This window comes from Massilia sp. UMI-21 (genome assembly GCA_015277795.1).
Taxonomy (GTDB): Bacteria; Pseudomonadota; Gammaproteobacteria; order Burkholderiales; family Burkholderiaceae_D; genus Telluria.
On the sequence record CP063848.1, the window covers coordinates 775,730 to 801,238 of the forward strand.

A 25,509-nucleotide genomic window follows, 5' to 3' on the forward strand; every position below is an offset into this window, starting at 1 on the left:
ACGCGCTGAGGCGATGCATACCGGAGCTGGACGCGCGGTCGGCGAAGCGTGATCCGGTCCACCGGACCAGATCACCCCTACGATTCATCGCTGGCACTGCACGCAGTAGAAGGTCGAGCGCTGGCCCTGCTTGATCTGGCGGACCGGCGTCCCACAGTTGCGGCAGGGCACTCCAGCACGATCATAGACGAAATATGTCTGCTGGAAATACCCAGATTGTCCGTTTACTGCAATAAAGTCTTTCAAGCTGCTGCCGCCCTGCACGATCGCGGCGGCGAGGATGTCCTTGATCGCTTCGGCCAGCCGGTCATAGCGGGCGCGGCTGATGCGCGCGGCTGGGGTTTTCGGGTTGATCCCGGCCCGGAACAGGCTTTCGCAGGCGTAGATGTTGCCGACCCCCACCACGATGTCGCCCGCCAGCAGGACCTGCTTGATCGGCGCATTGCGCTTGCGCGTCGCGCGCCACAGGAGTTCGCCCGAAAAACCCTCGCCCAGCGGTTCGACGCCGAGGCCGCGCAGCAGCAGGTGCGCGTCGAGTTCGCCTTCTTCCTTGCCGTGCCAGAGCACGGCGCCGAAGCGGCGCGGATCGTGCAGGCGCAAGACCTGCCTGCCCTCGGGACCCGCATCGGCCCCGGCCACGACCAGGTCGAAGTGGTCGTGCTTGCGCGGCTCGATCCCCGGGGGCAGCACCCGCAGGTGGCCCGACATGCCGAGGTGGACGATCAGGGTGCCGTGCTCGAATTCGATCAGGAGGTACTTGCCGCGGCGGCCGGTGCCCAGGATGCGGCGCCCGGCCAGCAGCTCGGCCAGCTCCGGCGGGAAGGGCCAGCGCAGGCCTGCGCGGCGCAGTACCACCTGCTCGACGATGCGGCCTTCGATATGGGGCGCGACACCGCGCCGGGTGACTTCGACTTCTGGCAGTTCAGGCATGGGGAGTGTCAATTCTTAGGCAGCGATTAAGCTGCGGAGATAAATGGCGCTGCCGTGCACGCGGGCGCATGCTTGAGCGTAGAATCAGACAACATCTCAGAACCCCTGGAATTGCCTTGAAAAACGCTTTCGTCATTGTAACCCTCTCCAGCATCCTGGCGGCATGCACTGTCGCGCAGGCACAGCAGCCTGCACAGCAGGGTGCGGCAGGCGCGTCCTCCGGCGCCCCCGCGGCCGCCGAAGCGGCCTCCGGCCAGGACGGGGAGCCAGGCGCCGCAGCAGACGCGCCCAGCGAAGAAGCGCTCGCGGCGAAAGCCCGGGCCGAGGCGGAAGCGCGCTTGCCGAAGGTCGAGCTGACCAGCACGATGCTGAAGCAGTTACTTAAGGCCGAGTTTGCTTTTCGCAAGGGCGACTGGCAGGGACCGTACCTGACCATGCTCTCGCTGGCCCAGCAGACGCGCGACCCGCGCCTGGCGCGCCGCGCGGCCGAGATGGCGGTCACGGCCCGCCAGGCGGACGACACGCTGGCCGCGGTGCGCCTGTGGCGCGAGCTCGATCCGGAATCGGACGAGGCGACCCAGTACTTCGTCGGCATGGTGGTCGGCTCGGACAATATCGCCGACGTCGAACCGATCTTCGTGGAGCGCCTGCGCGCAGCCCCGGCCGACAAGCGCGGCCTGCTGCTGTTCCAGATCCAGCAACTGCTGGGGCGCGCCAAGGACAAGGAGGCCGCCGCGGCGATGCTCGAGCGCGTCATCGCGCCTTACAACGACAGCTTCGAAGCGCACATCGTGCGCGCCCAGGCGGCGCTGGCGCGCGGCGACAAGGATGCGGCCCGGCGCGCGGCCCAGGCCGCCCTGGAGGCCAGGCCCGACTCGGAAATCGCGGTGCTGATGATGGCCCAGGTGCTCGACGACGACGCCAAGGTCGGCCCGATGCTGGAGGCCTTCCTCGAGACCCATCCGGAAGCGCGCGAGGTGCGCGCCGCCCATGCCCGCGTGCTGGTCAGCCAGAAGCGGTATCCGCAGGCGCGCGCCCAGTTCGAGGCCTTGCTCAAGGAACGTCCGGACGACGCCGGCAACCTGTACGCGCTGGGCGTGCTGGCGGCGCAGATGAACGATGTCCAGGGCGCCGAAACCTATTTCACGCGCTTCGTCGAGGTGCTCGGCCGCAATCCGGGCGACGAGCGCGACCCGACCCGCGCGCTCTTGACGCTGGCGCAAATCGCGCAAGAGCGGGGCGATGACGCGGCGGCGCTGGCCTGGCTCGAGAAAATCCCCGCCGGCACCGAGCCGCAACTGCAGTTCAGCGCGCAACTGCGCCGCGCGCAACTGCTGGCCCGCCAGGGCGACCTGGCGGGCGCGCGCAAGCTGCTGGCCGGCCTGAAGCCGGCCGAGCCAGCGCAGCAGGCCCAGGTGGCGGCAGCCGACTCGCAACTGCTGCGCGACGCCGGCCGCACGCTCGAGGCCTATGCGCTGATGGAGGCCGCCGCCAAACGCTTCCCGAAGAATCCCGACCTGCTGTACGACTTCGCGTTGCTGGCCGAGAAGGTCGGCCGCGTCGACGTGATGGAAAAGGCCTTGCGCGAGGTGATGACGCTGGCGCCGGACAACCACCACGCCTACAACGCCCTCGGCTATTCGCTGGCCGAACGCAACGTGCGCCTGCAGGAAGCCCAGGCCCTGGTGGCCAAGGCGCTCGCGATGGCGCCCGGCGACCCGTTCATCATGGACAGCATGGGTTGGGTGCAGTACCGCATGGGCAATCTCGACGAGGCCGAGAAGCACCTGCGCAATGCCTATGCGCTGCGGCGCGATCCCGAGATCGCCGTGCACCTGGGCGAGGTGCTGTTCCAGAAAGGGCAGCAGGCCGCGGCGCAGGCGTTGTGGCGCGAAGCGCGCGCCAAGGATCCGCAGAACGACACGCTGCGCAGTACGCTGGCGCGCCTGCGCCAGAGCTTGTGAAATAATCCACGCCTTGCCGGCCGCTTCGATGCGGCCGCGCATCGAAGCAAGCCCGTTCCATCAACTACCCATTCATTTGCCGATGCCGATTACCCGACGCCTGACCCTGCTCGCCCTCGCCGCCGCCCTGGCCGGCTGCGCCACCACCAGCACCAATGTCGCCACCGTGGGCGCCTACCGCGACACGATCGACCTGGGCGGCCGCCTGTCGGTGAACTACCAGAAGGACGGCAAGGTGGAATCGCTGACCGGCAGCTTCGACTGGGCGCAGCGTCCGGGCAGCGTGGACGTCACCCTGGCCAATCCGCTGGGGCAGACCGTGGCGACGATCCAGGTGACGCCGCAGTCGGCCACGCTGACCCAGGCCGGCCGAGAGCCGCTGACCGAGGCGAATATCGATACCCTGACCCAGCGCACGCTGGGCTGGCCGCTGCCGGTGTCCGGCCTGCGCGACTGGCTGCAGGGTTATGCCGTGGATGCGCAGGGCCAACGTTTTGCCGCGTCGCCGGCGAAGAACGAGGTGAGCACCCGGGACGGCTGGCGCCTGCGTTTCGTCGAGTGGCAAGACCCGAACGCGGCCAAGCCCTTGCCGCGCGTAATTCACGCGACGCGCAGCGCGGCCGGCGACATTCAAGACCTGTCGATTCGCATCGTCATCAATCCCGCAGGGCAGGGCTGAGCACACATGCGTTCGCTGCATCATTGCCCGGCGCCGGCCAAGCTGAATTTGTTCCTGCACGTGACCGGCCGCCGCGCCGACGGCTACCATCTGCTGCAAAGCGTGTTCCAGCTGATCGACCACGGCGACACCCTGCATTTCGACCTGCGCGCAGACGACCGGATCGTGCGCACCACCGAGGTCCCGGGCGTTGCGCAAGACCAGGACCTGATCGTGCGCGCCTTGCGCCTGCTGCAGGCGGAATATGCGCGCCGCCATGGCCGCGTGCCGCCGGGCATCGACGTGGCGGTCGAGAAGATCCTGCCGATGGGAGGCGGGCTGGGTGGCGGCTCTTCGGATGCCGCCACTGCGCTGATGGCGGGCAACCACCTGTGGCAGGCCGGATTCACGCAGCAGAAACTGATGGAGATCGGCTTGCCGCTGGGCGCCGACATCCCCTTCTTCCTGTTCGGCGAGACCGCGTTCGTCGAGGGCGTGGGCGAAGCCCTGCAGCCCGTGCCAGGCCCGGATTGCTGGTATGTGGTGATCGAGCCGGGCGTGTCGGTGCCGACCCCGGCGATTTTTTCAGCGCCCGATTTGACGAGGGACACCAGACCCGTTACAATAGCGGACTTTTCCAGCAGCTATGTTGGTAACTGCGGTGTTTCAGGCAAGCAGTTAGGCTTCGGAAAGAATGATTTGCAGGACGTGGCTGAGCGCCTGTTCCCGCCGGTAGCAGAGGCGGTGACATGGTTGGGAAGTTACGGCGATGCCAGGATGACTGGCTCGGGGGCATGTGTGTTTTGTGCCTTCTCCAGCGAGCGTGAGGCGGACCAGGTTCTGGCACAGGTGCCAAGACAGTGGAAAGCCTGGAAAGCGCATTCGCTAGAGAGTCACCCGATGAAATCGCTCTTGCATAATCAAGCAGTTATAGAATAAAATTTTGCCTGTCGCGACGTTAGGCGTTAAAATACGCAGAATGTAACGGCAAGCAGTTCAGTCGTGTAGGGGAATCGCCAAGTTGGTTAAGGCACCGGATTTTGATTCCGGCATTCCAAGGTTCGAATCCTTGTTCCCCTGCCAAAGTTTTCCCGGCTGTCGAGGCATGATCCTCCAGCGGGATAAATAGCGGTGCAGCCCAGTCTGCATCGATAAGCTAATCAGCCGGTTCTTCCGGCTGATTGTTTTTCCAGTGTCAACGTTTTTCTCTTGGGACTCCCTCCATGGCTTACGAAAACCTGATGGTTTTTACCGGCAACGCCAATCCGGCACTAGCAGAGGGGGTCGCTAAGAACCTCGGCATTCCACTCGGCAAAGCAGTCGTTTCGAAATTCTCGGACGGCGAAGTCATGGTCGAAATCAACGAAAACGTGCGCGGCAAGGACGTCTTCGTCCTGCAGTCGACCTGCGCACCGACCAATGACAACCTGATGGAAATCATGCTGATGGTCGACGCGCTCAAGCGCGCATCGGCAGGCCGCATCACCGCCGCCATCCCGTATTTCGGTTACGCCCGCCAGGACCGCCGCCCGCGCTCGGCGCGTGTCGCGATCTCGGCCAAGGTGGTCGCCAACATGCTGGAAGAAGCCGGCGTCGAGCGCGTCCTGATCATGGACCTGCACGCCGACCAGATCCAGGGCTTCTTCGACATCCCGGTCGACAATATTTACGCCTCGCCGCTGCTGCTGGGTGACCTGCAAAAGCGCAACTACGACGACTTGCTGGTCGTCTCGCCGGACGTCGGCGGCGTGGTGCGTGCCCGTGCGCTGGCCAAGCGCCTCGGCTGCGACCTGGCGATCATCGACAAGCGCCGCCCGAAGGCGAACGTGTCGGAAGTCATGAACATCATCGGTGAAGTCGAAGGCCGCAACTGCGTCATCATGGACGACATGGTCGACACCGCCGGCACGCTGTGCAAGGCCGCCGAAGTGCTGAAAGAGCGCGGCGCCAAGAAAGTTGTCGCTTACTGCACGCACCCGGTCCTGTCGGGTCCTGCTATCGAGCGTATCCAGAATTCGCCGCTCGATGAACTGGTCGTCACCGACACCATCCCGCTGAGCGCGGCCGGCGCCGCCTGCACCAAGATCCGCCAGCTGACCTGCGCACCGCTGCTGGCCGAGACCTTCAAGCGGATCGTGAAGGGCGACTCGGTGATGTCGCTGTTCGTCGACTAAGCAACACTCCGTCGTATCTTGCGGCGCGCCTGGCTGATGAAGCCGGCGCGCCGTTGACGTAAGTAGAACCTGGATCCCCGCCTGCGCGGGGACGACATGTTGGCGGTGCCGATATGTCGGTTTTGTATTCTTGAGCGCGCAACATGGCGCTTATTCACGACGGCCCTGGTCGCGGGGCGGTCACCACTGGGTTACCGGGCGGGCGTCAAAGCCGGCATTCGAACCCGTTTATTTTTGGAGTTTCACATGAAAGTAGTCGCATTCAACCGCACTCAGCAGGGGACCGGAGCGAGCCGCCGCCTGCGCAAGGCTGGCCAGACCCCAGGCATCATCTACGGTGGCGCAGCAACCCCGGAACTGATCGCCCTGGACGGCAACGCCCTGTACCACGCGCTCAAGAAAGAAGCTTTCCACGGTTCGATCCTGGACCTCGAAATCGAAGGCAAGACCCAGCAAGTCCTGCTGCGCGACTTCCAGATGCACGCATACAAGCAACTGGTCCTGCACGCTGACTTCCAGCGCGTCGACGCATCGAAGCCGATCCACACCAAGGTCACCCTGCACTACGTCAACGCCGACGTCTCGCCGGCCGTCAAGATGAGCAGCGCTGTGATCTCGCACGTGGCCAACGAGCTGGACGTCGCTTGCCTGCCGGGCAAACTGCCGGAGTTCATCGAAGTCGACCTGAGCAAGCTGGAAGCCGGCCAGTCGATCCACGTGAACGACCTGGTCCTGCCGGAAGGCGTGACCGCGCTGACCCACGGCCAGAACCTGACCCTGGTGACCACCTCGATCCCGCGCGGCGTCGCTTCGGCTGAAGCTGCTGCTGAGTAATACCTTCCTTGTGGGCCGTTGCGGTGGCCTATCGGAAACGAAACCCGTCGTGGCGCAAGTCCGACGGGTTTTTGTTTTCGTAGGGTGGTCGGCTTTGCCGACCGCGCGTCCAACTGTCGCGTGCGTTAACGTGACGCTTGCCGGCGCTGAACGCGCGGGCGGCGTCAGCGTACAGGCCCGTCACACTGCTCGGTAGAGCCGCCCACCCTACGGATGACCCGTGCCACTAGCGATTTCAGCCGCCCACCCTACGAGCGGCATCGCCGCGAGTCGTAGGGTGGGCGGCTGCACCTGCAACGCTGGCAGGCCGGAAGCTGGACGCCGCCCGCGCGTTCAAACCACGGCAATGTTGCCTGTGCGTCTCTTCTCCCGCTGTTTGAACGCGTGGGCGGCGTCGATGTACGGGCTGAACCCAATACCGGGCGGAGCCGCCCACCCTACGAAAGGCCTGCTCCGAAGTTTTTCAGCGATAATCCTGTTTTCCCAGAATCAAAGTAGACAACGCATGTCCATCCGTCTGATCGTCGGCCTCGGCAACCCGGGCCCGGAGTACGAACAAACCCGCCACAATGCCGGCTTCTGGCTGGTCGACAACCTGGCCAATTCGCTGCCGGGCTGCCGCCTGCAGCGCGAGTCGCGCTTCAATGCGATGGTGGCGAAGACCCGGATCGCCGGCAGCGAGGTCTGGCTGCTGGAACCACTGACCTACATGAACCGTTCCGGGCAGTCGGTCGGCGCGCTGGCGCGCTTCTACAAGATCAATCCGGATGAAGTGCTGGTCGTGCACGACGAGCTCGACATGCTGCCGGGCGTGGCCAAGCTCAAGAAGGGCGGCTCCGCAGGCGGGCACAACGGCCTGAAGGACATCACCTCCAGCCTCGGCACCCAGGACTACTGGCGTCTGCGCCTGGGCATCGGTCACCCGCGCAGCCTGAACCTGCAGCAGGCCGTGGCCGACTTCGTGCTGCACCGTCCGCGCCGCGAAGAGCAGACCCTGATCGAGGAATCGATCGACAAGGCCCTGCGCATCATTCCGCTGTGCTGCGAAGGCAAGATGGACGTGGCGATGATGCAGTTGCACACCGCCTGAGAGGCTGCGTGCAGGCGCGCTAGCGTCCCTGCACCACCACCTGCCCGCGCAGGTCGCCCATCATGCGCTCGAGCGCCGGCCGCATCCGGCGGTAATCGTCGGGCGTGCAGGTGGCCGCCGTATGCCGGAACTGCAGGCGGCGCTTGACCACCACCTCATTACCCTGGCGCGCATACTGCGCGCGGTAGTAGAACCTGCCGTCATCCACCACCAGCCCCTTGGGCAGCGCCAGCACGCGGGTGCGCGGCGGCAGCGCATAGCGCAGTTCGTCCTCGGCATCGATGGCGGGACAAACGAATTCCTGGCGCCGCTCCGGCTCGCGCCCCAGCCCGAACACCGCGTCGCCCATTCCGCCCCAGAAGTTATAGGTCGTGGCCAGCGCCACCGGCCCCGGCAGGCGGACAAAACCCTCGGTCGCGCCGGAGAAGGCCAGCGTGTAGTCGTCGCGCGGCGATGCCTTGTCCGGCGCATCGGCCTCGCCCGGCTCGAACAGGCCGTCGCCGGTCTGGCCGAGCCCGGCCAGCATGCGGCGTACAAAGCGCTCGCGCTCGGCTTGCGGCGTGCTGCGCACGGCATGCCGATAGGGTTCGGCGATGGCGCCGCCGCTGGTGCGCCGGAAGTGAAAGCGGCTGCTGCCGTCGCGGGCAATGTCGAAGCGCGTGGCTGTGCGACTGCGCGCCGCCTGCGACACCGGCGTGACCGCGAATCCGCCGGAATCGGCCAGCAGCACCGGTTTGCCCAGCAGGGCAGGCGGCAGGAAGCCGGCCGCGACCGTCCCGGCGGTGGGGTCGAGGAAGAGCTGCAACTGCGGCACGTAGACGATCACGTGGTTCAGCACCCCCAGGGTGGGCACCGCCGGCAGGCGGTAGGCGTCGTCGCCATTCACCAGCCCGGCGCTCGACGCGATGCCCGCCGCCCCCAACAGGGCCTGCAGCAGCGCGGCGTGGTCCTTGCAGTCGCCGTAGCGGTTGGCCAGCACGGACGGCGCCGGGTGCGGCACCACGCCGCCCGGGCCAAGGTAGACCGCCACGTAGCGGATGTTGCGCCGGACCCAGTCGGACAGCGCGGCTGCCTTCGCCTGCGGATCCGTCAGCCTCTGCGTGAGCCGGGCCGCGAGCTGCGCAATGGCCGCGTCGGGCGCTGCCGCAGCCGCCGCACGTGCGTGGTAGGCGCGGGCGAAGGCCGGGTAGTCCGCAAAGGTGGAGACCGCCAGGCGCCGGCCGTAGTCGAGGTAGCTCACCGCGCCTTGCTCGATGCGCGCGTCGTCGCCGTCCACGACACGCCAGGTATAACGGCGCCGGCCGGGCGCGCTGGCGCTGGCCTCCGGCACGAAGCCGACGGCATCGGCCTGCAGCGGCATCGAAGCGGGCAGGTCGTAGCTCAGCCGGAAATCCTGGTGGCGGTGGGGCTGGCCCACAGTAAGATCTTCGAACTGCCCGGGAAACAGCGGCGTATGGCGCCGGATCGTATAGCGCAGGGTGAGCGTGTCGCCGGGTTGCACGCCCGGGAAGATCACGACTTTCAGGCGCGTGTCCTGGAACATGGGAGCGTCCGCGGACGCGGCCTCGTGCTGCTCGCGGATCTGCTGCGGACCGACCGCCACCCGGCGCCCGTCCGGCTTGAGTGTCCATGCCTCGATGCTCACTACCCGGTCGAGCGAGCCGTTGAAGGGGATGCCTTGTTCGGCATGCTGCTCGACGGCGGCCGCGCTGCCGATCTTCTTGACCAGTTCGACATCGAGGGTGTACGCGCCATCGGCATCGACCGTGAAATACTGCCAATGGCGTTCGATGACGACGCCATCATCCGTGCCGCCCTCGGCTGCCGCCGGCCGGCAGCACGCGAACAGCAAGGTCAGCAAGGTCAGCAAGATCGGCAAGCGCGCCAGATGCGGCGCAAGTCGGAAGGGCATGGCGGGCTCCGCGAAAGCGACCGACCCATGTTACGCAGCAGCCTGGTGCCTCCCTTGAGCCTGCGCAAGCCCGCTCTTCCTGCGATAATTTTGCCCCATGAAGGCAATCACATTCCACGCCGGGCCGCTGGCCCTGGCCCAGATCGGCGCGCAGGGCCTGCGCGCGCAGGACATCGGCGTCGTGCCGGCCGCGGCCGGCGGCCCCAAGGGGCTGATCTTCCAGGCGCTCGACGCGTGGATGTTCGGCGAATGGCTGCCGGGCGCGCCGCGCGAGCGCGTGCTCATCGGTTCCTCGATCGGCGCCTGGCGCATGGCCGCCGCCTGCCAGCGCGACCCGGCCAAGGCTTTCGCGCGCCTGGGCGAGCTGTACGCGGGCCAGCGCTACACCAGTCGTAAGCCGACCCCGCACGAGATCGACAAGGTGGTGCAGGGCCTGCTGGGAGAATTCGTGCGCGGCCACGAGGACGATATCGTCAGCCATCCCCACCATCGCCTGCACCTGCTGGCGGTGCGCGGCAAGGGCGGCCTCGCCGCACCCTGTCATCCGCGCGCCGAGCTGCGCGGTTTCGCGACGGCGGCGCTGCACAACGCCTGCTCGCGTGCCTGGCTCGGACGCATGATGGAGCGGGTCGTGATCGGCGACGCGCGCGCCCAGGCGCCCTGGCTGCGCGAGCGCTTCGACGCCTTCACCACCCATTTTTCATCGCTCACGCGCCAGAACCTCGCGGCCAGCCTGCTGGCCTCGGGCACGCTGCCGCTCATCATGAAGCCGGTCACCGGCATCGCCGACCTGCCACCCGGCAGCTACTGGGACGGCGGCATCATCGACTACCACCTGGCCTTGCCCTACTCGAAGGCGGCGGCAGGGGGAACAGATGCGACCAAGGGCGACCTGGTGCTGTACCCGCACTTCACCCAGCACATCGTGCCGGGCTGGCTCGACAAGGGCTTCCCGTGGCGCCGCGCGGCGCGCGCCCACCGCGGCTGGCTGGACAATGTGCTGATCGTCGCGCCATCGGACGAATTCCTGCGCACCCTGCCGCGCGGCAAGCTGCCGGACCGGGCGGACTTCAAGTTCTACGGGCTCGACCATGATGAGCGCATCCGCAACTGGACGCGCGCGATGGGGGAAGGGGAGCGGTTGCGGGATGAGCTGGCGGAATTCGTAGCGAGGCCCGATCTGGCGCTGATTAAGCCGATCTAAACGGTGTTCACGCCCCGAAGGGGATCCTTACTCTTTCCACTCTCTAACAATCTGAGCAAGGTCCTCACGCGTCATCTTGCGGGCCTTAAGTATTCGAACCAGGTCGTCCTTGCTGACAGGCGTGTTCGCCATCAGAAAAGGAAGGTCGTCGCGTTGTACCGGGTGTCCCCAGATCGGATCGATCAGATTCGGTTTGTCAGAAACAATCTGTTCTGCTGCGAACTCCGATTTGATGTTGAGGTACACGATGTAGCGCGTGAATCCTTCCGGAAATTCACGGTCTTTGTACAGAGCTGTCCCCACGGGTAGCACATGGAAATCTTGTGATTTGCCTTCCGCGTCAAGCAAAAGGGGTTCTTGCAATTTCAGGTAGGTCGTCTTCGACATTGCGATAACTCCAAATTTTTGAAAAAGAATCCCGCACAAGAAGGCGGCCGCAATCAGGGCGGTGACGGCAAGAGCATTCCGGGTATTCATCGACTCTTCCCGTACTTGTTGATTTTCTTGGCCTTCTTCGCGGAGGGACTCTCCAGCATCGCCTGGAGGTCTGCCGGCATAAAGATGTGTTTAGGCCATCCTCTCGCAGTGACCGCTGCCTTTTCCATCATGCCCAGTCCGAGTCCTTTTTGGAAGACTGACCAGCCTCTGTCGATATCGGGAAATATCGTTTTGATGGCGTCGACGCTCAATGTTGTGCAGTTTGGCCCGAGCGCATAATAGTCCTCGATCCGCAATTTGATCTTGGTCCGGTCTTCAGATATCGGCTTTTTCCCCGACGTCTTTCGCTCAAAGAACTGCAGAATTCTTGTTGCGTTTTCTTCCGTGGTTTCGTAGACGAAACCAGTCGTCACCCGGCCAGTACTATTTTCTTCCGCAATATATGCGTTGAAATTATTCCAGACTTTTAGAATCCCTTCACCCTCTGAATCCCCCAAGCCCCAGGTGCGTCCGTACCGCCCATAATCGAATACTTTATCAACGTCTGCAGTAGTGACACGAAGCGCTGTATGGCCGTAGGGGTGATTACGGTAGGGGCCGCCCACCAAGAATTCGACTGATGCTAACCGCACCTGGATGCGTGTGAGCTGGTTTGTCGTAGCTCGCACCCCTTGCTGTGCCGTCTTTACCGGGACGCTTAGCGCTGGCATGACTCGACGCCCATCGAATAGCCCAGTTCAGGAAAATTGACTGTGCATAGCCCCGCTTTGATCTGCTCGACGCGAGCAAACCCGTTCTCGTCGAGTTGTCCGGAGAACTGGGCGCCTCCCGGATCGATGACCACATAGGGCTGATGAGGAATCGGTTGATCGTTCCCATCTGATAACTGGAACTCGATCCAGTGATCTTCGTTGAGTAGCTCCGCTGTGTCCGGCATAAAAGCGATCCCTGCATCTGCAGCAGGCGGCACCTGGGCAGCGCTGGCCGGCGCATGGCCATCTCCGTGATAGTCATTATTCTGGGAGAGGCAAGTGCATCCGCCCGAAGTGCGTGCGCCATGAAGCGCCATGGCCGCACCATCGATGATTTCCGTAATATTGCCGTCCACGATGACACAGTTTTTTCTGCAGGTGATCCTGTCGCCCTGGCGGGCGATGCCTCGGCCATTCACGTCGGAAAAGGGTGACCCAGTTACCACTGTGCCGCCGCACGAAGTCTTATCCCCTACGCAAATACTTCCCAGGATAGAGAACAGTTCAAACCTAGTGATCTAGATAGATGGCTTGGAAGAAAATTCTACAAAAGCGTACTCTGCTCTTGAGGCACAAGCACAGCCTTGACACTGAGCAAGGAAGGTAGATTGCGATGCGCGGCAATGGCGGGGGAGGCAGCACAGCAGCACCCCGGCGCTGAACTGCACGCCTTCGCGGTGACGCTGCAAAATGCGCGTTCGTTCGTTGCGAAACCCGCCGCGCACGCCGTTTTTTTCAGCAACCCAAGGCGTCCCCGGTTACAATGTGGGGTTTTGGAGCCGGGCTTCCTTCCGCTCCGCATCTATACGAGAGAAAGAGTTCCCATGAGCCTCCAATGCGGCATCGTCGGCCTGCCGAACGTCGGCAAGTCCACCCTGTTCAACGCCCTCACCAAGGCCGGCATCCCGGCCGAGAACTACCCGTTCTGCACCATCGAGCCGAACGTCGGCGTGGTCGAGGTGCCGGATCCGCGCATGCAGGCGCTGGCTGACATCGTCAAGCCGGAACGCGTCGTGCCGGCCATTGTCGAATTCGTCGACATCGCGGGCCTGGTGGCCGGCGCCTCGAAGGGCGAGGGCCTGGGCAACCAGTTCCTGTCGCACATCCGCGAGACCGATGCGATCGTCAACGTGGTGCGCTGCTTCGAAGACGACAACGTGATCCACGTGGCCGGCAAGGTCAGCCCGATCGACGACATCGAAGTCATCCAGACCGAACTGGCGCTGGCCGACCTGGGCGCCGTCGAGAAAGCGATTCACCGCGAGAACAAGAAGGCGCGCTCGGGCGACAAGGATGCCGCCAAGCTGGTGGCAATCTGCGAACGCATGCTGCCGCACCTGAACGAAGGCCAGCCGGTCCGCACCCTGGGCCTGGATGCCGACGAGATGGCCTTGATCCGCGAACTGCACCTGATCACCGCCAAGCCCGCGATGTACGTCGCCAACGTGTCGGACACCGGGTTCACCGACAATCCGCTGCTGGACAAGCTGACCGAGTTCGCGAAGAAGCAGAATGCGCCGATCGTGGCCATCTCCGCCGCGATCGAATCGGAAATCGCCGAGATGGACGACGCCGACAAGAAGGACTTCCTGGCCGACATGGGCATGGAAGAGCCAGGCCTGGACCGCCTGATCCGCGCCGCCTACAAACTGCTCGGCCTGCAGACCTATTTCACCGCCGGCGTCAAGGAAGTGCGCGCCTGGACCGTGAAGGTCGGCGCCACCGCGCCGCAAGCCGCGGGCGTGATCCACACCGACTTCGAGCGCGGCTTCATCCGTGCCCAGACCATTTCCTACGACGACTACATTACCTACAAGGGTGAAGCGGGCGCCAAGGAAGCGGGCAAGATGCGTGCTGAGGGCAAGGAGTACATCGTCAAGGATGGGGATGTGCTGAACTTCCTGTTCAACGTCTAAGCATGAGGTTGGAATCCAACGGATTCCAATGGACAACGAGGGCCCCGGCTTTACTCTAGAGCCGGGGCTTTTTCTATCCATGATTGTCCGGCTGAGATCGTTGCCATCCTGCCACATACCGGGTACGATGCCGGGTACGTACTTAGAGTCCCGAAAATTAAAACCGGGTATAGGTGCGATCATGAGGTAACGTGCTAACCGATACTCAATGTCGCAATGCGAAGCCAAAAGACAAGCCTTACAAGCTGACAGATGGTAAAGGGCTTTACTTGGAAGTAAAGCCAAACGGCGTCAAGGCCTGGCGCTACCGTTTTGAGCTCCGCGAGGATGGGTCTGTCAAGGAAAGCGTTTTTGCAGTTGGCGATTATGTAGTCGCTCCTCGGGGTGAAACCCTGGAAGAGGCACAAGCGCGACGTGCTGGTCGATGTTTTACGCTGGCCGAGGCAAGGGAAGAACGCGTTAAGTGCCGTGCACTCGTTAAACAAGGCATCAATCCAGCCCACAAGCGTCAACTGGAGCGCATCAAGCGAGAACAGGAGAGTGCTACCACGTTCGAGGCTGTTGCCAAGGAATGGGTAGCGCTGAAGGACTGGGCAGACACGACAAAAGTGCGTCGCCTCGATATGCTGGCGCGTGTGGTGTTTCCGAAAATCGGGGCGTTACCGGTCAAGAGCATCACGCCTGCGCATATCCTTGATGTGCTGAGCAGTACAGCTAAGAACAACGGCTTGACCGTAGCTGCGGAAGCAAAGCGAACAATGTCCAGCGTGTTCGAGCTTGCCATATCCACCCTGCGCGCTGATGCCGATCCAGTCCACCCGGTTCGTAAGGCGCTACCAGCCAACAAGACTCAGCACAAGCGGCCACTTAATAGAGAAGAAGTTGGCAAACTATTACGCGACGTAGACGGCCATGGAGGACGGCACGAGACCATCACTGCGTTCCGTCTCATGTGGATGACTTTATGTAGGCCAAGTGAAGCGGTGGAAGCAAGATGGGCCGAGTTCGACCTTGACTCAGCAATCTGGCGTATCCCAGCGGAACGGATGAAGAAGCGGAAGGAGCACGCCGTGCCGTTGCCCAACCAAGCTGTCGCTATGCTGCGTGCCTTGCATGGCATTACCGGTCATCGAGAACATTTGTTCCCGCATCGGGATGACAGGCAAAAGCCAATGGTGAGTGCGTCGTTTAGACAGATGCTAAACGCACTGGGTTGGGGTGGTAAATACAGTCCACACGCCACTCGGACAACCGGAAGTACGCGACTAAACGAAATGGGATTCGCGTCAGACTGGATTGAGCGTCAGTTAGCGCATGCTGAGCCAAACACCGTGCGCCGTACATACAATCATGCGGAATACTTCGCAGCTCGTGCCGAAATGATGCAGAAATGGGCTGACATGTTAGATGAGTGGAAAGTTAGTAAATCAACTTGAAATTTCTGGTAAGAGAGGCGGTGGCGCCGCAATGGGAAAATTATTCAAACTAAAACAGTGGTTAACACTGCCGCAGACTGCCCAACACCTAACGATAATTTGCGGCGAACAGGTAACAGAGGCCGATGTGCTTCAATTGGCACTTGATCGAAAACTACGAATTTCGGTCTATTTTTTGAATCACGCCAAAGCTCGAGCAGGCACTGTCGTTCAATATACTAGGGCTGAGCTAGAGCGTGCGGTGGAATCCGGATTACTTCCTCAGGACTTAACCTGGGAAACCTGGAGCGACGGGAAGATGCAGTTGTTTGCTGGCGATTTTTTTGCTGAACAACTGCAAAAGTCGTTGCTTTTGCTGGCATCCATTCCGCTTGGAGAAGACCGCTATTTGACATTGGACAACTTTTCCATGCCGATTCATGGTGTGTGGGACCTTCCTATGCTTGGTAACGAGTGCATGAGTATCCAACAGGAGCTTCAAAATCGAACTGATGGGCATACTGTAAAGATCAAGTGTCATGATGGCGTATTTTTAGAAAGCATAGACGGGAAAATTGTTCAGCTCGTTGAAACAGAGGATGACGAAGAAGGAAATGCTCCACCAGCGAAGCCTCGCCCAGCAAGTAATCTTCCAAAAGACGGGATGCTTGTAGTTCGCACTGCTGTGCTTCAGGATTTCGAGCGGTTGCTCCTCGGTGAGGAGCCTGATACTGCCGAACGCGATGTTCCCGAAGACCGTAGTTATATGTCGGATAAGTTGGTTAGAACAATCCAAGCAGCGAAAAAGTTCTGGAGCAACGCTAGCAGAGGTGACCGGGATACACATCCCTCTAACTCTGCTGTAGCTAGCTGGCTTTCCCAGCATGGTTTTTCTGAAACGCTTGCTGACAAGGTAGCGAGTGTCATCCGTCCAGAATGGGCTCCCTCCGGAAGGAAGCCTGAAAAATAGAGATACTTGGAGCACCCGTACTAGTGCAGGTTCCGAAGGGGGGCACCTTTAAAGGTGAACCCCTTTTTCTTTTTTTTCAAGTACGGATGAGTCAGGATGCACCCATTCAAACACACACTGTAATGGATGCACATGTACACACTTCCCGAAACCGGATTCCTTCGTCTTCCTCAAATTATTGGCGATTCTAAAGCTGTACCGCCCATTCCCGCGATCATCCCAGTGAAGAAGTCGTGCTGGTGGGAAGGCGTGCGCACAGGCCGCTTTCCGAAACCAATTAAGTTCGGCCGCTGCACAATGTGGCGTGTTGAGGATATTCGTGCCCTCATTGCATCTGTATAAGGACACGCCATGTCCAACAACAAACAAAGCAGCCGATCCATTCATGTCAGTTCGAGTGTCAATCAACGCATGATCCGATTAGTCCGCGCGCTGCTATGCGGAACCGTAACGCGCGAAGATGCCGACCGTATTGCTGGGTGCTCTAACAGCCCCGATCTGATCGCTGAAATTCGCCGGCTTGGCTTGGGCCGTAAGCACCTAGTGACCACACTCTTTAAGGTAATTGACCGCGACGGTAGGGTGAGTCATCCCGGACGTTACTCACTCACATCAGAAGGGCACGCAATGCTCACAGAATGGCTAAACTCTTTTGTCCAAAAGCACACCGATGAAGCAGAGAAATAACCGCAACGTACGCTCAAAGAAATTCATAGTCGAAATTGTAGAGTTGATAATGCTAATTGCCATTATTGCCTTGGTGCGAATCTATGGCTAATTCACAATTTCTGCGGGTGAAGAAGCTAACAGGTGCAGATATTGTGGAGGTGGCAGGACGACATAACCATCGCGAAATTGTGACAGAACTTGGCCATGAGTACAATTCTATCGATCTCACCCGTATCAATCGCAATTATGTAATTTGCGGCGGTTGCACGGCCGCTGATATTGCACAGGAAGCACAAGACCGCATGGTAGCAAGCGGAATCAAAACACTGCGCAAAGATGCTGTGAGAGCTTTAGAAATTATTGTTAGTCTCAATCCGGGAAGCAATGTCAACGAGCGTCAGTTTTTTATTGACGCTACTGCTTGGTGCGAATCATATTTTGGGGCCCCCGTTATCAGTGCCATTGTCCACTTGGACGAAGGCGCCCCACACTGCCACATCATCGTGCTGCCATTAGTCAATGGTCGCATGATCGGGTCGGATTTGATGGGGTACAAGTCGAAACTGCAAGATATTCAGCAGGACTTTAACCGGAAGGTTGGTGCGAACTATGGACTCTTGTACAGTTCAAAGACATTTAAGTCAAACAGCGAAGAGCGTCGGAAAATTGCAGCAACAGTATTACGAAAGATCTGTGCGGATTTAAAGTTACTGAGCATCCCAACCATTTGCGAAATTCTAATCGAACTAATTGCGGCGAAACCAGAACGATTACAAGCTGCAATAGGTCTTATCTCGCCAGCGGTAAGACCAGCTCGACGTAAAAAAACGTTTGTAGAAATTATGACATCGCCCACGTAGCGGGAGCGGTACTAGCTTCATGATGCTAAATCATAGCATCAGATGAGTCATATTCCCTAGGGTTTGCCGCTGGTATCGGCGAATTCGTACCCTTGGGGCTTAGCGCTAATGTCAAAATTTCGCACTCAATTAGGTGATCAGTAGATGGAAACCCTATGTCTCTGTAGGGTTCACAGCAACGCAGTTGGCTAGATGGCTAGCCAATGAGTAGCCAACCAGTTAGCGCTTCGCAGTTAGCAGCTCGGTTAGCAAAGATAGCTGTTCAACAGAAGACCCAAATTATGTTCGGTAAGTATGATTTTTGCCAAAGCATGCGCATGCCTGGCTACTATGTTTTGGCATAAGGTCGTTAATCCGCGCGCAAAGCGGCTTTCTCTACATCGGTTATGCTAACCTGTTCAGATATATGAAGCGCTGATGAATTTAACGAATAGGGTGTATGTTTTTCGACCAATACCAGTACTCCTGAATCGTATACAAGTAAAGCCGATCCGTCAGGGTAATGTTTAGACTTCGCCTCGTATATTTTTCCGGTTGGCCTAGCCAGTATTCTTTTAATTACCATGTAGTAGCACTCTGAAATGGTTTTTTATGTCCGCCTTCGACCTGAAGCGGACAGAGTGGAGACGATGGTTCTACCTTTTTGTTGCCGGTATCTGTCCCGTCAACGTTAGTGGGCAGGGCATCTAGACTGGCACGTCGCTGTTGCAGAATGCTATCTACAGGGACGAAGTATCCCTTGGAAAAAGTAGGTTTCGTTAAGCGTTCGTACTTGTTTAATCGATAGTTATAAAATTTTTATTTTATGTAGCGATACGCTCTTGAACAGTTGAGGCGAAAGCGAAGCAAGCCGATCAATGGCGCGGGCCTGATGATATTTGAGCTTATCGCCGCGTTTGATTTCGACAAGCGCTAGGCCCTCTGGTCCGAACATTGTCAAGTCAGGCCATCCATCAATAGGAATTGTCCCCGACATCATTCCGTCCGCGATTTTTACTAAGATATCTATGTCCATGTATTGCAGTAGTTTCCGCTCCTGATCAATGCCGGCAAGAGTGTTAGGGTCACCGTTGCCGCGACTTTCGACCTCCTCACAGTAGTTGGCGTAGCCGGATTCGAGTCGCGCAGGCGTGAGCCGGGAGACAAGGTCGAGTAGCGCCGCCTTACTGGCTGGGCTGTATGCCAATTCGCCATCCACTACGCAGTCGGCATACCCCATCATGAATAGGCTGCCAGGCATGAAATAGCGGCCTTCCCTCATGAATGGTCTGCGATACAGTAGTTCCTTAAGCAAAGAAACATCATTCATCCATGACATGAGAATCAGACGGTGAATCGCGCTACCTTCGTCGTGCAAACCAGACCATCCTTTCTGCTCGAGATGAGATAGCGCGTGCATCTCCGTCGTCAAACCGTCACAACGAGCCGCTATGGACGTAGTCAACTGTACGTCAAGCATGGCAACTTGTTGCTCGAGACGGGATGCCTCTACTAACTTATAAAATGCCGCGCGAGTCAATTGGTGCAACTGATTTACCAATCCGAGTCGCAACAGGACTGCAAGTATCTTGGGTTCAATGGAGCGGCCACAATAAAGATCCTGGAGGTACCCAATCCACTCGCTACCCAGTTTAGTGCGATGAAGGAACAGGTCTGTTCCCGCAGGGGTCAATGCATTGTCACGTAGGTAAGGTACGTGATCATCGCTACCTGGAAACGGTTCGGAACCTCTGCTGAACCATTGCGTGAGCGCAGAGTCGTCTCCTACAAGGAGCTGGTCAGGAATATCTTTGAACGTCATTCTCTCTTGATTGTATAGTGATATTTTTTACTTATGTGGAAACCAATTGTGATTCTGCTGACTTCATGCTTTTATCTCCGGCGGGTCCGTTGCATCTCAACTGTTTGAAAGAAGCTGGTGCTTGAGCACCAGCTTCTGGCCTAGCGGCGTCAAACTAGCAATCCCGTCGAAAGAGGTAGCAAGTCCAGTAGCATATAGTTGACCGAACCACTCATTAGCCCTATGGTCCTGCTGAGCAAACACCTTTAAATTTTTCACTCTCCCGTCGCTAATCGAAAACAACATTTCGCGTGCGCCTTGGTCAAGTGAGAAAACCGCTTTGATAAGATCTTCAGAATTTGCAAGCTCATGCTCCAGATTATCTTTCGCTTGTCTGAGCGCGTTAATCTCGTTCTGCATCGTTGTCTCTTTGCTAATCGAGTCATGGTGGTTCGCGTTGATGGCGTTTTGCGCATCATCAAGTTCCTTCTGCTTCTTATCGACTTCCTTTTGCATGAGAATTCTTTGTCTTTCAATAGCAGCATCTCGCGCTTCCTCAGCCTCACGAATCATTTCACGCAGATGAATACTTTCGTCGTGAGCTATCGGTGTGGCGTTCTCTGCCTCCAGCTTGATCCCTTTTAACTGTACCGACTTCTCAAGCGAAATTTTAAGCGCCATCGCCTCAAACTTCGGAAGAACAAGTAGATAGAAGAGTGTTGTTAGAAGTGGTCCCATGAAGCCGATGCACAGCCAGTATGCTTCGGGCGGGAAGCTTGGGAACAGATGCAAGAGATATGATTTTGCTGACAGCGCCTCAACGTGCGCAAACTTTTTCTCCGGGTCGGTGCTCGAAAACAGAATGATCAGCAGCCGGTAGTTCCAGATCGCCCAAGAGCACAGAAAAGAGAACATGAGAGGACTGCTGACCCGGTCGTTGTCAACGGCGATTGAAAACTGATACAGATTTCGTCGTGCCAGCGATTTAAAACTGATACACCGCCGTTGCCGAACACCGTCCGCGTTCAGCCAACTTCTGCAACATCGCTCCCCCTCATCATCCCGGCCTGGCGCTGGTGCTTCAGCCGGTAGCTTTCCCCTGCAATCGGCACGATGTGCGCGTGGTGCAGCAGCCGGTCGAGCAGGGCCGCGGTCAGCGTCGTGTCCTGCGCGAAGGTCGTGTCCCACTGCCCGAACGGCAGGTTGCTGGTCACGATCAGGCTGCTACGCTCATACAGGGCCGCGATCACCTGGAAGAACAGGTTGGCCTGTTCCCGGTTCATCGGTAAATAGCCGATCTCGTCGATGATCAAGAGCCGATACGCCTTGATCGCGCGGTGCATCACCGCTTTCAGATTGTTCTGCGTATGCGCCGTCGACAACGCCAACATCAAGTCGGCCGCCGTCGTGAAGCGCGTCTTGATGCCTGCCTGCGTGGCCTTGTAGCCCAGTGCCATTGCCAGGTGCGTCTTGCCTACGCCGCTGGGCCCGACCAGCACCACGTTTTCATGCCGTTCAACGAAGCCCAGGCCGGCCAGTTCCTCGACCTGGCTGCGCTTGACGCCTTTGGCGAAGTCATAGTTGAACTCGTCCAGCGTCTTCACTGCCGGGAACCCGGCCAGCCTGGTCATCATGCTCTGCTTGCGTACGTTGCGTCCGGCGGCTTCTTCCCTCAAGAGCCCCTCCAGGAAGTCGCTGTAGGCCATCTCCTGCTTCGCCGCCTTCTGGGTTGCGGCGCCATAGCCCTGTGCCACGAACGGCAGGTTCAGGCTCTCGCACAACGCCGCGATACGCTCATGCTGCAGGTTCATGCCGCCACCCCTTCAGTAACCCGCACCAGCAGCGCGTCGTACACCTGTAGCGGATGCTGTACTGGAGACGGTTGCGCGATCCGCTCCACCACCGCCGCCGGCCGCGGCGCCGCAGGTGCTGCAGTACTCGTTTGCGGCCTGGCTGCCGCGATGTCCGCCCGCCACGGTGCCGGTAGCGCTTGCAGGTGCTCCACCTCCCGCTTCAATGCTTCGGCTGGCGGCTCTCCGGTTGTTCCGTGGATGCGCGCATTGGCCACGTCGCGCAACCAGTGGGCCACTTCCACGTTGGCCGTCACGACGTCGAGCTTCTGGCCGCTCTGCGCGAGCCGGCTCGCCAGCGGCACGTAGAACGAACGACGCAGGTAGCCGTTGAATCGTTCGACCTTGCCCTTGGTCTTGGCCCGGTACGGCTGGCACAGCTTGATCACGAAACCGCTATGCCTGGCGTAGTCCAGGAAGCCGGCGTGGAAGCGGTGCTCGCCTTCGCCGTACGCATCGCGTTCCAGCACCACCGTCTTCATGTTGTCGTACAGGACCCGCCGCGTCACGCCACCGAACGCCGCAAAGGCGCGCTCGTGGCAAGCGATCAGGGTCTCCACCTTCATGTTGCTGACGAACTCCACGTAGCTCGCCCGGCTAAAGCCGAGCGTCGCGCAGAACGCGTGCAAGGGTGCGCTGCCTTTACGGAATTCGACCCAGTCCACCTGCAGCTGCTCGCCCATCGCCGTCTCGAAACGCACCACCGGGTCGGCTGGAGGCGCCGGGCGCAAGGTGCGCAGAAAGGCCCTCAACTGGCTCATGCCGCCCTCGTAGCCGCGAGCGGCGATCTCGCGGTACAGCACGGTGGCCGGAATCACGTCGGGCTGAGCGGCTTGCTGCCGATCTCTCAGGTACTGCTCGAATTGCGCCAGCTTCGTCTGGCGTTTGACCTTGCGTTCGTACTTCGGCACGGCCTCCAGGGCCAGATGCCGGCGTACCGTGTTCACTGCGCAGCCTACCTCGGCGGCGATCTGCCGAAGGCTTAACCCATGCCTCTTCAGGAGTTGAATTTCCACGTACACCTCTTTGGGTTTCAAGGCCGCTCCGCAAAGCGGCCATCTTCTCAAAATGGTGTATCAGTTTTCAATCGCTGCCTGTATCAGTTTACAACCGCTGCTGACACCCTTCAACATCCACGGCAACACCTACTACGTCGGCACTGCCGGCCTGTCCGCGTTGCTGGTCACCAGCCCGCAAGGCCACGTCCTGCTCGACGGGGCGCTGCCGCAGTCCGCCCCGCTGATCCGGAAGAACATCGAAGCCCTCGGCTTCAAGATGCGGGACGTCAAATTGATCCTGAATTCGCACGCCCACTTCGACCATGCCGGCGGCATCGCCGCGCTGCAGAAGCTCAGTGGCGCCACGGTCGTCCACAGCCCGCACGGCGCCCAGGTGCTGCGCGACGGCACGCCGGGCACGGACGATCCGCAGTACGACCCGAAAGACCGCTTTCACATCCCGAAGCTCGCGCAGGTGAAGGAAGTTGCGGACGGCCAGACCCTGTCGGTCGGCCCGCTGCGCTTCACCGCGCACGCTACGCCCGGCCACACGCCCGGCGGCATCACCTGGAGCTGGCAGTCCTGCGAAGGCAAGGCATGCCTGGATATGGTTTATGCCGACAGTCTGACTCCGGTCTCGACCGACGGCTTTTACGGTAATCCCCCCGCAAAAAGAGCGCGTTTAGAAGTAGAATTTTCTACTTAAGACAGAAAGCTCTACATGAAGACGTCCCGCTTTACCGACAGCCAGATCATCGCCATTCTCAAGCAAGCCGAAGCCGGCAGCCCGGTCCCGGAGCTGTGCCGCGAGCACGGCATCAGCAACGCCACGTTCTACAAGTGGCGCACCAAGTTCGGCGGTATGGATGCGTCCCTGATGGCCCGTATGAAGGAGTTGGAGGAGGAGAACCGGCGCCTCAAGAAGATGTACGCCGAGGAGCGCCTGAAAGCTGAAATCGTCGCCGAGGCCCTCGCAAAAAAGTGGTAGCGCCATCTCGGCGGAGAGAGATGGCGCAACGTGCCGTGACGGAGCGATCGGCCACAATCAAGCTGGCCTGCCAGGCGTTCGGCATTAGCCAGACCTGCTACCGATACAAGGCCAAGCTGGATGCGGAAAACGAGGTCATTGCTGACTGGCTGGTACGGCTGACCAACAACCAGCGTAACTGGGGCTTCGGGCTATGCTTCCTGTACCTGCGCAACGTGAAAAACTTCAGGTGGAACCATAAAAGGGTTTACCGGATTTACCGCGAGCTTGAGCTGAACCTTCGGATCAAGCCGCGCCATCGTCTGGTGCGCGAAAAGCCGTTGCCATTGGCTGTGCCGACCGCGATCAACCAAAGCTGGTCGATGGACTTCATGCATGATCAACTCTCCAATGGCCGCAGTATTCGTCTGTTCAACGTCATCGACGACTTCAATCGTGAGGGCCTGGGGATCGAGGTCGATTTCTCGCTGCCATCTGAGCGCGTAATTCGTTCGCTCGACCGGATCATCGAATGGCGCGGCAAGCCCGACGCTATTCGCTGCGACAACGGCCCTGAGTACATCAGTGCAGTCACCTTGGCTTGGGCAGCGAAGCGAGGTATTCGCATCGATTTCATACAGCCAGGTCAGCCCCAGCAAAACGCTTACGTGGAGCGCTATAACCGGACCGTACGCTACGACTGGCTTGCCCATCATCTGTTTGAAACGCTCGACGAAATCCAGGACTTTGCCACTCGCTGGCTGTGGACCTACAATAACGATCGGCCCAATATGGCCCTCGGCGGTATCACACCGAAACAGAAACTGGCACTTGCCGCGTAACCTCTACTTTTAGCTCGCTCTAAAAATGGGGGGATTACCTTACTTTAGCGGCGGCGCCGGCTATCCGGATCGCTCGGCAGCGTTTCGCAGCACCATCGCCAAGGTCGCCGGCCTGAAGTGCGACATCGTGATCGCCGCCCATCCGTCCGCCACCGACGCCTTCGGCAAGGCGGCGCGCAAGAGCGCGCAAGCCAATCCCTTCATCGATCCGGACGGCTGCCGCAAGCTGGCGGCCGGCGCCGGCAAGAACCTGGATGCACGCCTGCAGCGCGAACGCGAGGACAAGGCCAAGCTCCCCCAGGGCTGAAGGACAAGGGCCCCGATTGCTGCCATACTGTCGGCCTTCACGCGCAAGGTCTGACAGCATGGCAACGCTTACCGAACTCCTCATCTACCCGATCAAATCCTGCGCCGGCATCGCGGTGCCGGAAGCGCAGTTCCACGTCTCGGGCCTGGTGGCGCAGGGCGTGCACGACCGCGAGTGGATGCTGGTCACCCACGACGGCCAGTTCCTGACCCAGCGCGAGTACCCGCGCATGGCGCTGGTCACGCCGCGGATCGACGGCGATACCGTAGAAGTCAACGCTCCCGGCATGCCGCCGCTGCGCCTGCCGCTCGCCCACGACCGCGAAGCGTCCGGCATGACGGTCCGGATCTGGGACCACAGCGTGCAGGCCGCCGACTGCGGCGATGCCGCCGCCGCCTGGTTCGTCGATGCTATTTCAGGGCCCTGCCGCCTGGTGCGCTTCCGCCCAGAAGTGCACCGTCCCACCAGCACCAAGTGGACCGGCGGCGTTCCCGCCGAAACCCGCTTCGCCGACGGCTACCCGATCCTGGTCATCGGCCAGGCTTCGCTCGACGACCTGAATGCAAAGCTGGTGCGGGCCGGCCGCGCGCCGCTGCCGATGAACCGCTTCCGCCCGAACCTGGTGGTGGGCGGCATCGACGCCTTCGAGGAAGACTACGTGGCGTCCTTCGCGGCCGCGGGCCTGGCGCTGCGTCCGGTCAAGCCCTGCGCCCGCTGCCCGATCCCGGCGATCGACCAGGCCACCGGCATCCCCGGCCCCGATCCGCTCGACATCCTGCACACCTACCGCGCCAACCCGCGCATGGAAGGGGCGGTCTGCATGGGCATGAATTGCATCGTCACGGCCGGTGCGGGGGGCGCGCTACGGGTCGGCCAACAGCTGGACGCCGCCATCGCATTCTGAGGCGGCCCCGGCTAGAGCGGAATATGCAGCCGGCATGGCCGTGCACTGTCGCTAAATCGCCCATCCGGGCGATTT

Annotated in this window: 25 protein-coding genes and 1 tRNA gene; 17 read left to right on the forward strand and 9 right to left on the reverse strand. The window is 60.3% G+C overall.

What is annotated here, in order from left to right:
- Window positions 1–84: 84 nt before the first annotated feature.
- A complete protein-coding gene (gene mutM, locus IM543_03405) occupies window positions 85–930 on the reverse strand; it encodes a bifunctional DNA-formamidopyrimidine glycosylase/DNA-(apurinic or apyrimidinic site) lyase (GenBank protein QOY94960.1) in 846 nt (281 codons plus the stop codon).
- A 116-nt stretch (window positions 931–1,046) separates the two neighbouring features.
- Between mutM and IM543_03410 the strand changes: the two genes are divergently transcribed.
- From IM543_03410 to pth, 7 genes are all read left to right on the forward strand, one after another.
- Window positions 1,047–2,894: a tetratricopeptide repeat protein gene (locus IM543_03410; GenBank protein ID QOY94961.1), complete on the forward strand. Its 1,848-nt coding sequence runs from the start codon at window positions 1,047–1,049 to the stop codon at window positions 2,892–2,894.
- Window positions 2,895–2,976: 82 nt separating this feature from the next.
- Window positions 2,977–3,573 carry an outer membrane lipoprotein LolB gene (locus IM543_03415; protein ID QOY94962.1) on the forward strand — a complete coding sequence of 199 codons (597 nt, stop codon included), beginning with the start codon at window positions 2,977–2,979 and terminating at the stop codon, window positions 3,571–3,573.
- A gap of 6 nt (window positions 3,574–3,579) precedes the next feature.
- On the forward strand, window positions 3,580–4,491 hold the full coding sequence (gene ispE / locus IM543_03420; protein QOY94963.1) for a 4-(cytidine 5'-diphospho)-2-C-methyl-D-erythritol kinase: 912 nt from the start codon (window positions 3,580–3,582) through the stop codon (window positions 4,489–4,491).
- A gap of 67 nt (window positions 4,492–4,558) precedes the next feature.
- A tRNA-Gln gene (locus IM543_03425) sits at window positions 4,559–4,635 on the forward strand.
- 140 nt (window positions 4,636–4,775) lie between these two features.
- Window positions 4,776–5,726 (forward strand): ribose-phosphate pyrophosphokinase, encoded by a 951-nt coding sequence (locus IM543_03430; GenBank protein ID QOY94964.1) that lies wholly within the window; start codon window positions 4,776–4,778, stop codon window positions 5,724–5,726.
- Between the two features lie 246 nt (window positions 5,727–5,972).
- A complete protein-coding gene (locus IM543_03435) occupies window positions 5,973–6,560 on the forward strand; it encodes a 50S ribosomal protein L25/general stress protein Ctc (protein ID QOY94965.1) in 588 nt (195 codons plus the stop codon).
- Window positions 6,561–7,065: 505 nt separating this feature from the next.
- Window positions 7,066–7,650, forward strand: coding sequence for an aminoacyl-tRNA hydrolase (pth, locus tag IM543_03440; GenBank protein QOY94966.1), 585 nt, complete (start codon window positions 7,066–7,068; stop codon window positions 7,648–7,650).
- 19 nt (window positions 7,651–7,669) lie between these two features.
- Here pth and IM543_03445 read toward each other — a convergent pair whose 3' ends face one another.
- Window positions 7,670–9,562 carry a DUF3857 and transglutaminase domain-containing protein gene (locus tag IM543_03445; protein QOY94967.1) on the reverse strand — a complete coding sequence of 631 codons (1,893 nt, stop codon included), beginning with the start codon at window positions 9,560–9,562 and terminating at the stop codon, window positions 7,670–7,672.
- Between the two features lie 97 nt (window positions 9,563–9,659).
- On the opposite strand from IM543_03445, the gene IM543_03450 reads away from it, so the two are divergent.
- Window positions 9,660–10,766 (forward strand): patatin-like phospholipase family protein, encoded by a 1,107-nt coding sequence (locus IM543_03450; protein ID QOY94968.1) that lies wholly within the window; start codon window positions 9,660–9,662, stop codon window positions 10,764–10,766.
- Window positions 10,767–10,793: 27 nt separating this feature from the next.
- On the opposite strand, the gene IM543_03455 is transcribed toward IM543_03450, so the two are convergent.
- The 3 genes from IM543_03455 to IM543_03465 all read right to left on the reverse strand — a co-directional run bounded on the left by IM543_03455 (window position 10,794) and on the right by IM543_03465 (window position 12,450).
- The gene (locus IM543_03455; GenBank protein ID QOY94969.1) at window positions 10,794–11,243 is read right to left on the reverse strand and encodes a hypothetical protein; all 450 of its coding nucleotides are present in this window, start codon (window positions 11,241–11,243) and stop codon (window positions 10,794–10,796) included.
- The gene (locus tag IM543_03460) at window positions 11,240–11,809 is read right to left on the reverse strand and encodes a hypothetical protein (protein QOY94970.1); all 570 of its coding nucleotides are present in this window, start codon (window positions 11,807–11,809) and stop codon (window positions 11,240–11,242) included. Before IM543_03460 ends, IM543_03455 begins: the two co-directional genes overlap by 4 nt.
- Window positions 11,810–11,901: 92 nt before the next feature.
- Entirely contained in the window at window positions 11,902–12,450 is a 549-nt protein-coding gene (locus IM543_03465; GenBank protein ID QOY96504.1) for a PAAR domain-containing protein, read from the reverse strand.
- Window positions 12,451–12,780: 330 nt separating this feature from the next.
- Between IM543_03465 and ychF the strand changes: the two genes are divergently transcribed.
- The 5 genes from ychF to IM543_03490 all read left to right on the forward strand — a co-directional run bounded on the left by ychF (window position 12,781) and on the right by IM543_03490 (window position 17,786).
- Window positions 12,781–13,872 carry a redox-regulated ATPase YchF gene (gene ychF, locus IM543_03470; GenBank protein QOY94971.1) on the forward strand — a complete coding sequence of 364 codons (1,092 nt, stop codon included), beginning with the start codon at window positions 12,781–12,783 and terminating at the stop codon, window positions 13,870–13,872.
- 191 nt (window positions 13,873–14,063) lie between these two features.
- On the forward strand, window positions 14,064–15,308 hold the full coding sequence (locus tag IM543_03475; protein ID QOY94972.1) for a tyrosine-type recombinase/integrase: 1,245 nt from the start codon (window positions 14,064–14,066) through the stop codon (window positions 15,306–15,308).
- A 31-nt stretch (window positions 15,309–15,339) separates the two neighbouring features.
- Window positions 15,340–16,257: a hypothetical protein gene (locus IM543_03480; protein QOY94973.1), complete on the forward strand. Its 918-nt coding sequence runs from the start codon at window positions 15,340–15,342 to the stop codon at window positions 16,255–16,257.
- 351 nt (window positions 16,258–16,608) lie between these two features.
- On the forward strand, window positions 16,609–16,944 hold the full coding sequence (locus IM543_03485) for a hypothetical protein (protein QOY94974.1): 336 nt from the start codon (window positions 16,609–16,611) through the stop codon (window positions 16,942–16,944).
- A gap of 83 nt (window positions 16,945–17,027) precedes the next feature.
- Window positions 17,028–17,786 carry a plasmid recombination protein gene (locus IM543_03490; GenBank protein ID QOY94975.1) on the forward strand — a complete coding sequence of 253 codons (759 nt, stop codon included), beginning with the start codon at window positions 17,028–17,030 and terminating at the stop codon, window positions 17,784–17,786.
- A gap of 787 nt (window positions 17,787–18,573) precedes the next feature.
- Here the strand turns inward: IM543_03490 and IM543_03495 are convergent.
- From IM543_03495 to IM543_03510, 4 genes are all read right to left on the reverse strand, one after another.
- Window positions 18,574–19,587: a hypothetical protein gene (locus tag IM543_03495; protein ID QOY94976.1), complete on the reverse strand. Its 1,014-nt coding sequence runs from the start codon at window positions 19,585–19,587 to the stop codon at window positions 18,574–18,576.
- 96 nt (window positions 19,588–19,683) lie between these two features.
- Window positions 19,684–20,481: a hypothetical protein gene (locus IM543_03500; protein QOY94977.1), complete on the reverse strand. Its 798-nt coding sequence runs from the start codon at window positions 20,479–20,481 to the stop codon at window positions 19,684–19,686.
- Between the two features lie 110 nt (window positions 20,482–20,591).
- Window positions 20,592–21,377 (reverse strand): AAA family ATPase, encoded by a 786-nt coding sequence (locus tag IM543_03505; protein QOY94978.1) that lies wholly within the window; start codon window positions 21,375–21,377, stop codon window positions 20,592–20,594.
- Window positions 21,374–22,453, reverse strand: a complete 1,080-nt coding sequence (locus IM543_03510; protein ID QOY94979.1) for an IS21 family transposase — start codon at window positions 22,451–22,453, stop codon at window positions 21,374–21,376. The genes IM543_03505 and IM543_03510 overlap by 4 nt, the downstream gene beginning before the upstream one ends.
- Before the next feature lie 31 nt (window positions 22,454–22,484).
- Between IM543_03510 and bla the strand changes: the two genes are divergently transcribed.
- The 4 genes from bla (at window position 22,485) to IM543_03530 (ending at window position 25,434) form a co-directional block, all read left to right on the forward strand.
- Window positions 22,485–23,120 (forward strand): subclass B3 metallo-beta-lactamase, encoded by a 636-nt coding sequence (gene bla / locus IM543_03515; protein ID QOY96505.1) that lies wholly within the window; start codon window positions 22,485–22,487, stop codon window positions 23,118–23,120.
- 15 nt (window positions 23,121–23,135) lie between these two features.
- A protein-coding gene (locus IM543_03520; GenBank protein ID QOY94980.1) for an IS3 family transposase occupies window positions 23,136–24,223 on the forward strand; the annotation gives its coding sequence in 2 pieces (ribosomal slippage) (window positions 23,136–23,397 and window positions 23,397–24,223; 1,089 coding nt in all).
- A gap of 25 nt (window positions 24,224–24,248) precedes the next feature.
- Window positions 24,249–24,530: a hypothetical protein gene (locus IM543_03525; protein ID QOY94981.1), complete on the forward strand. Its 282-nt coding sequence runs from the start codon at window positions 24,249–24,251 to the stop codon at window positions 24,528–24,530.
- Between the two features lie 58 nt (window positions 24,531–24,588).
- On the forward strand, window positions 24,589–25,434 hold the full coding sequence (locus IM543_03530) for an MOSC N-terminal beta barrel domain-containing protein (GenBank protein QOY94982.1): 846 nt from the start codon (window positions 24,589–24,591) through the stop codon (window positions 25,432–25,434).
- Window positions 25,435–25,509: the final 75 nt, after the last annotated feature.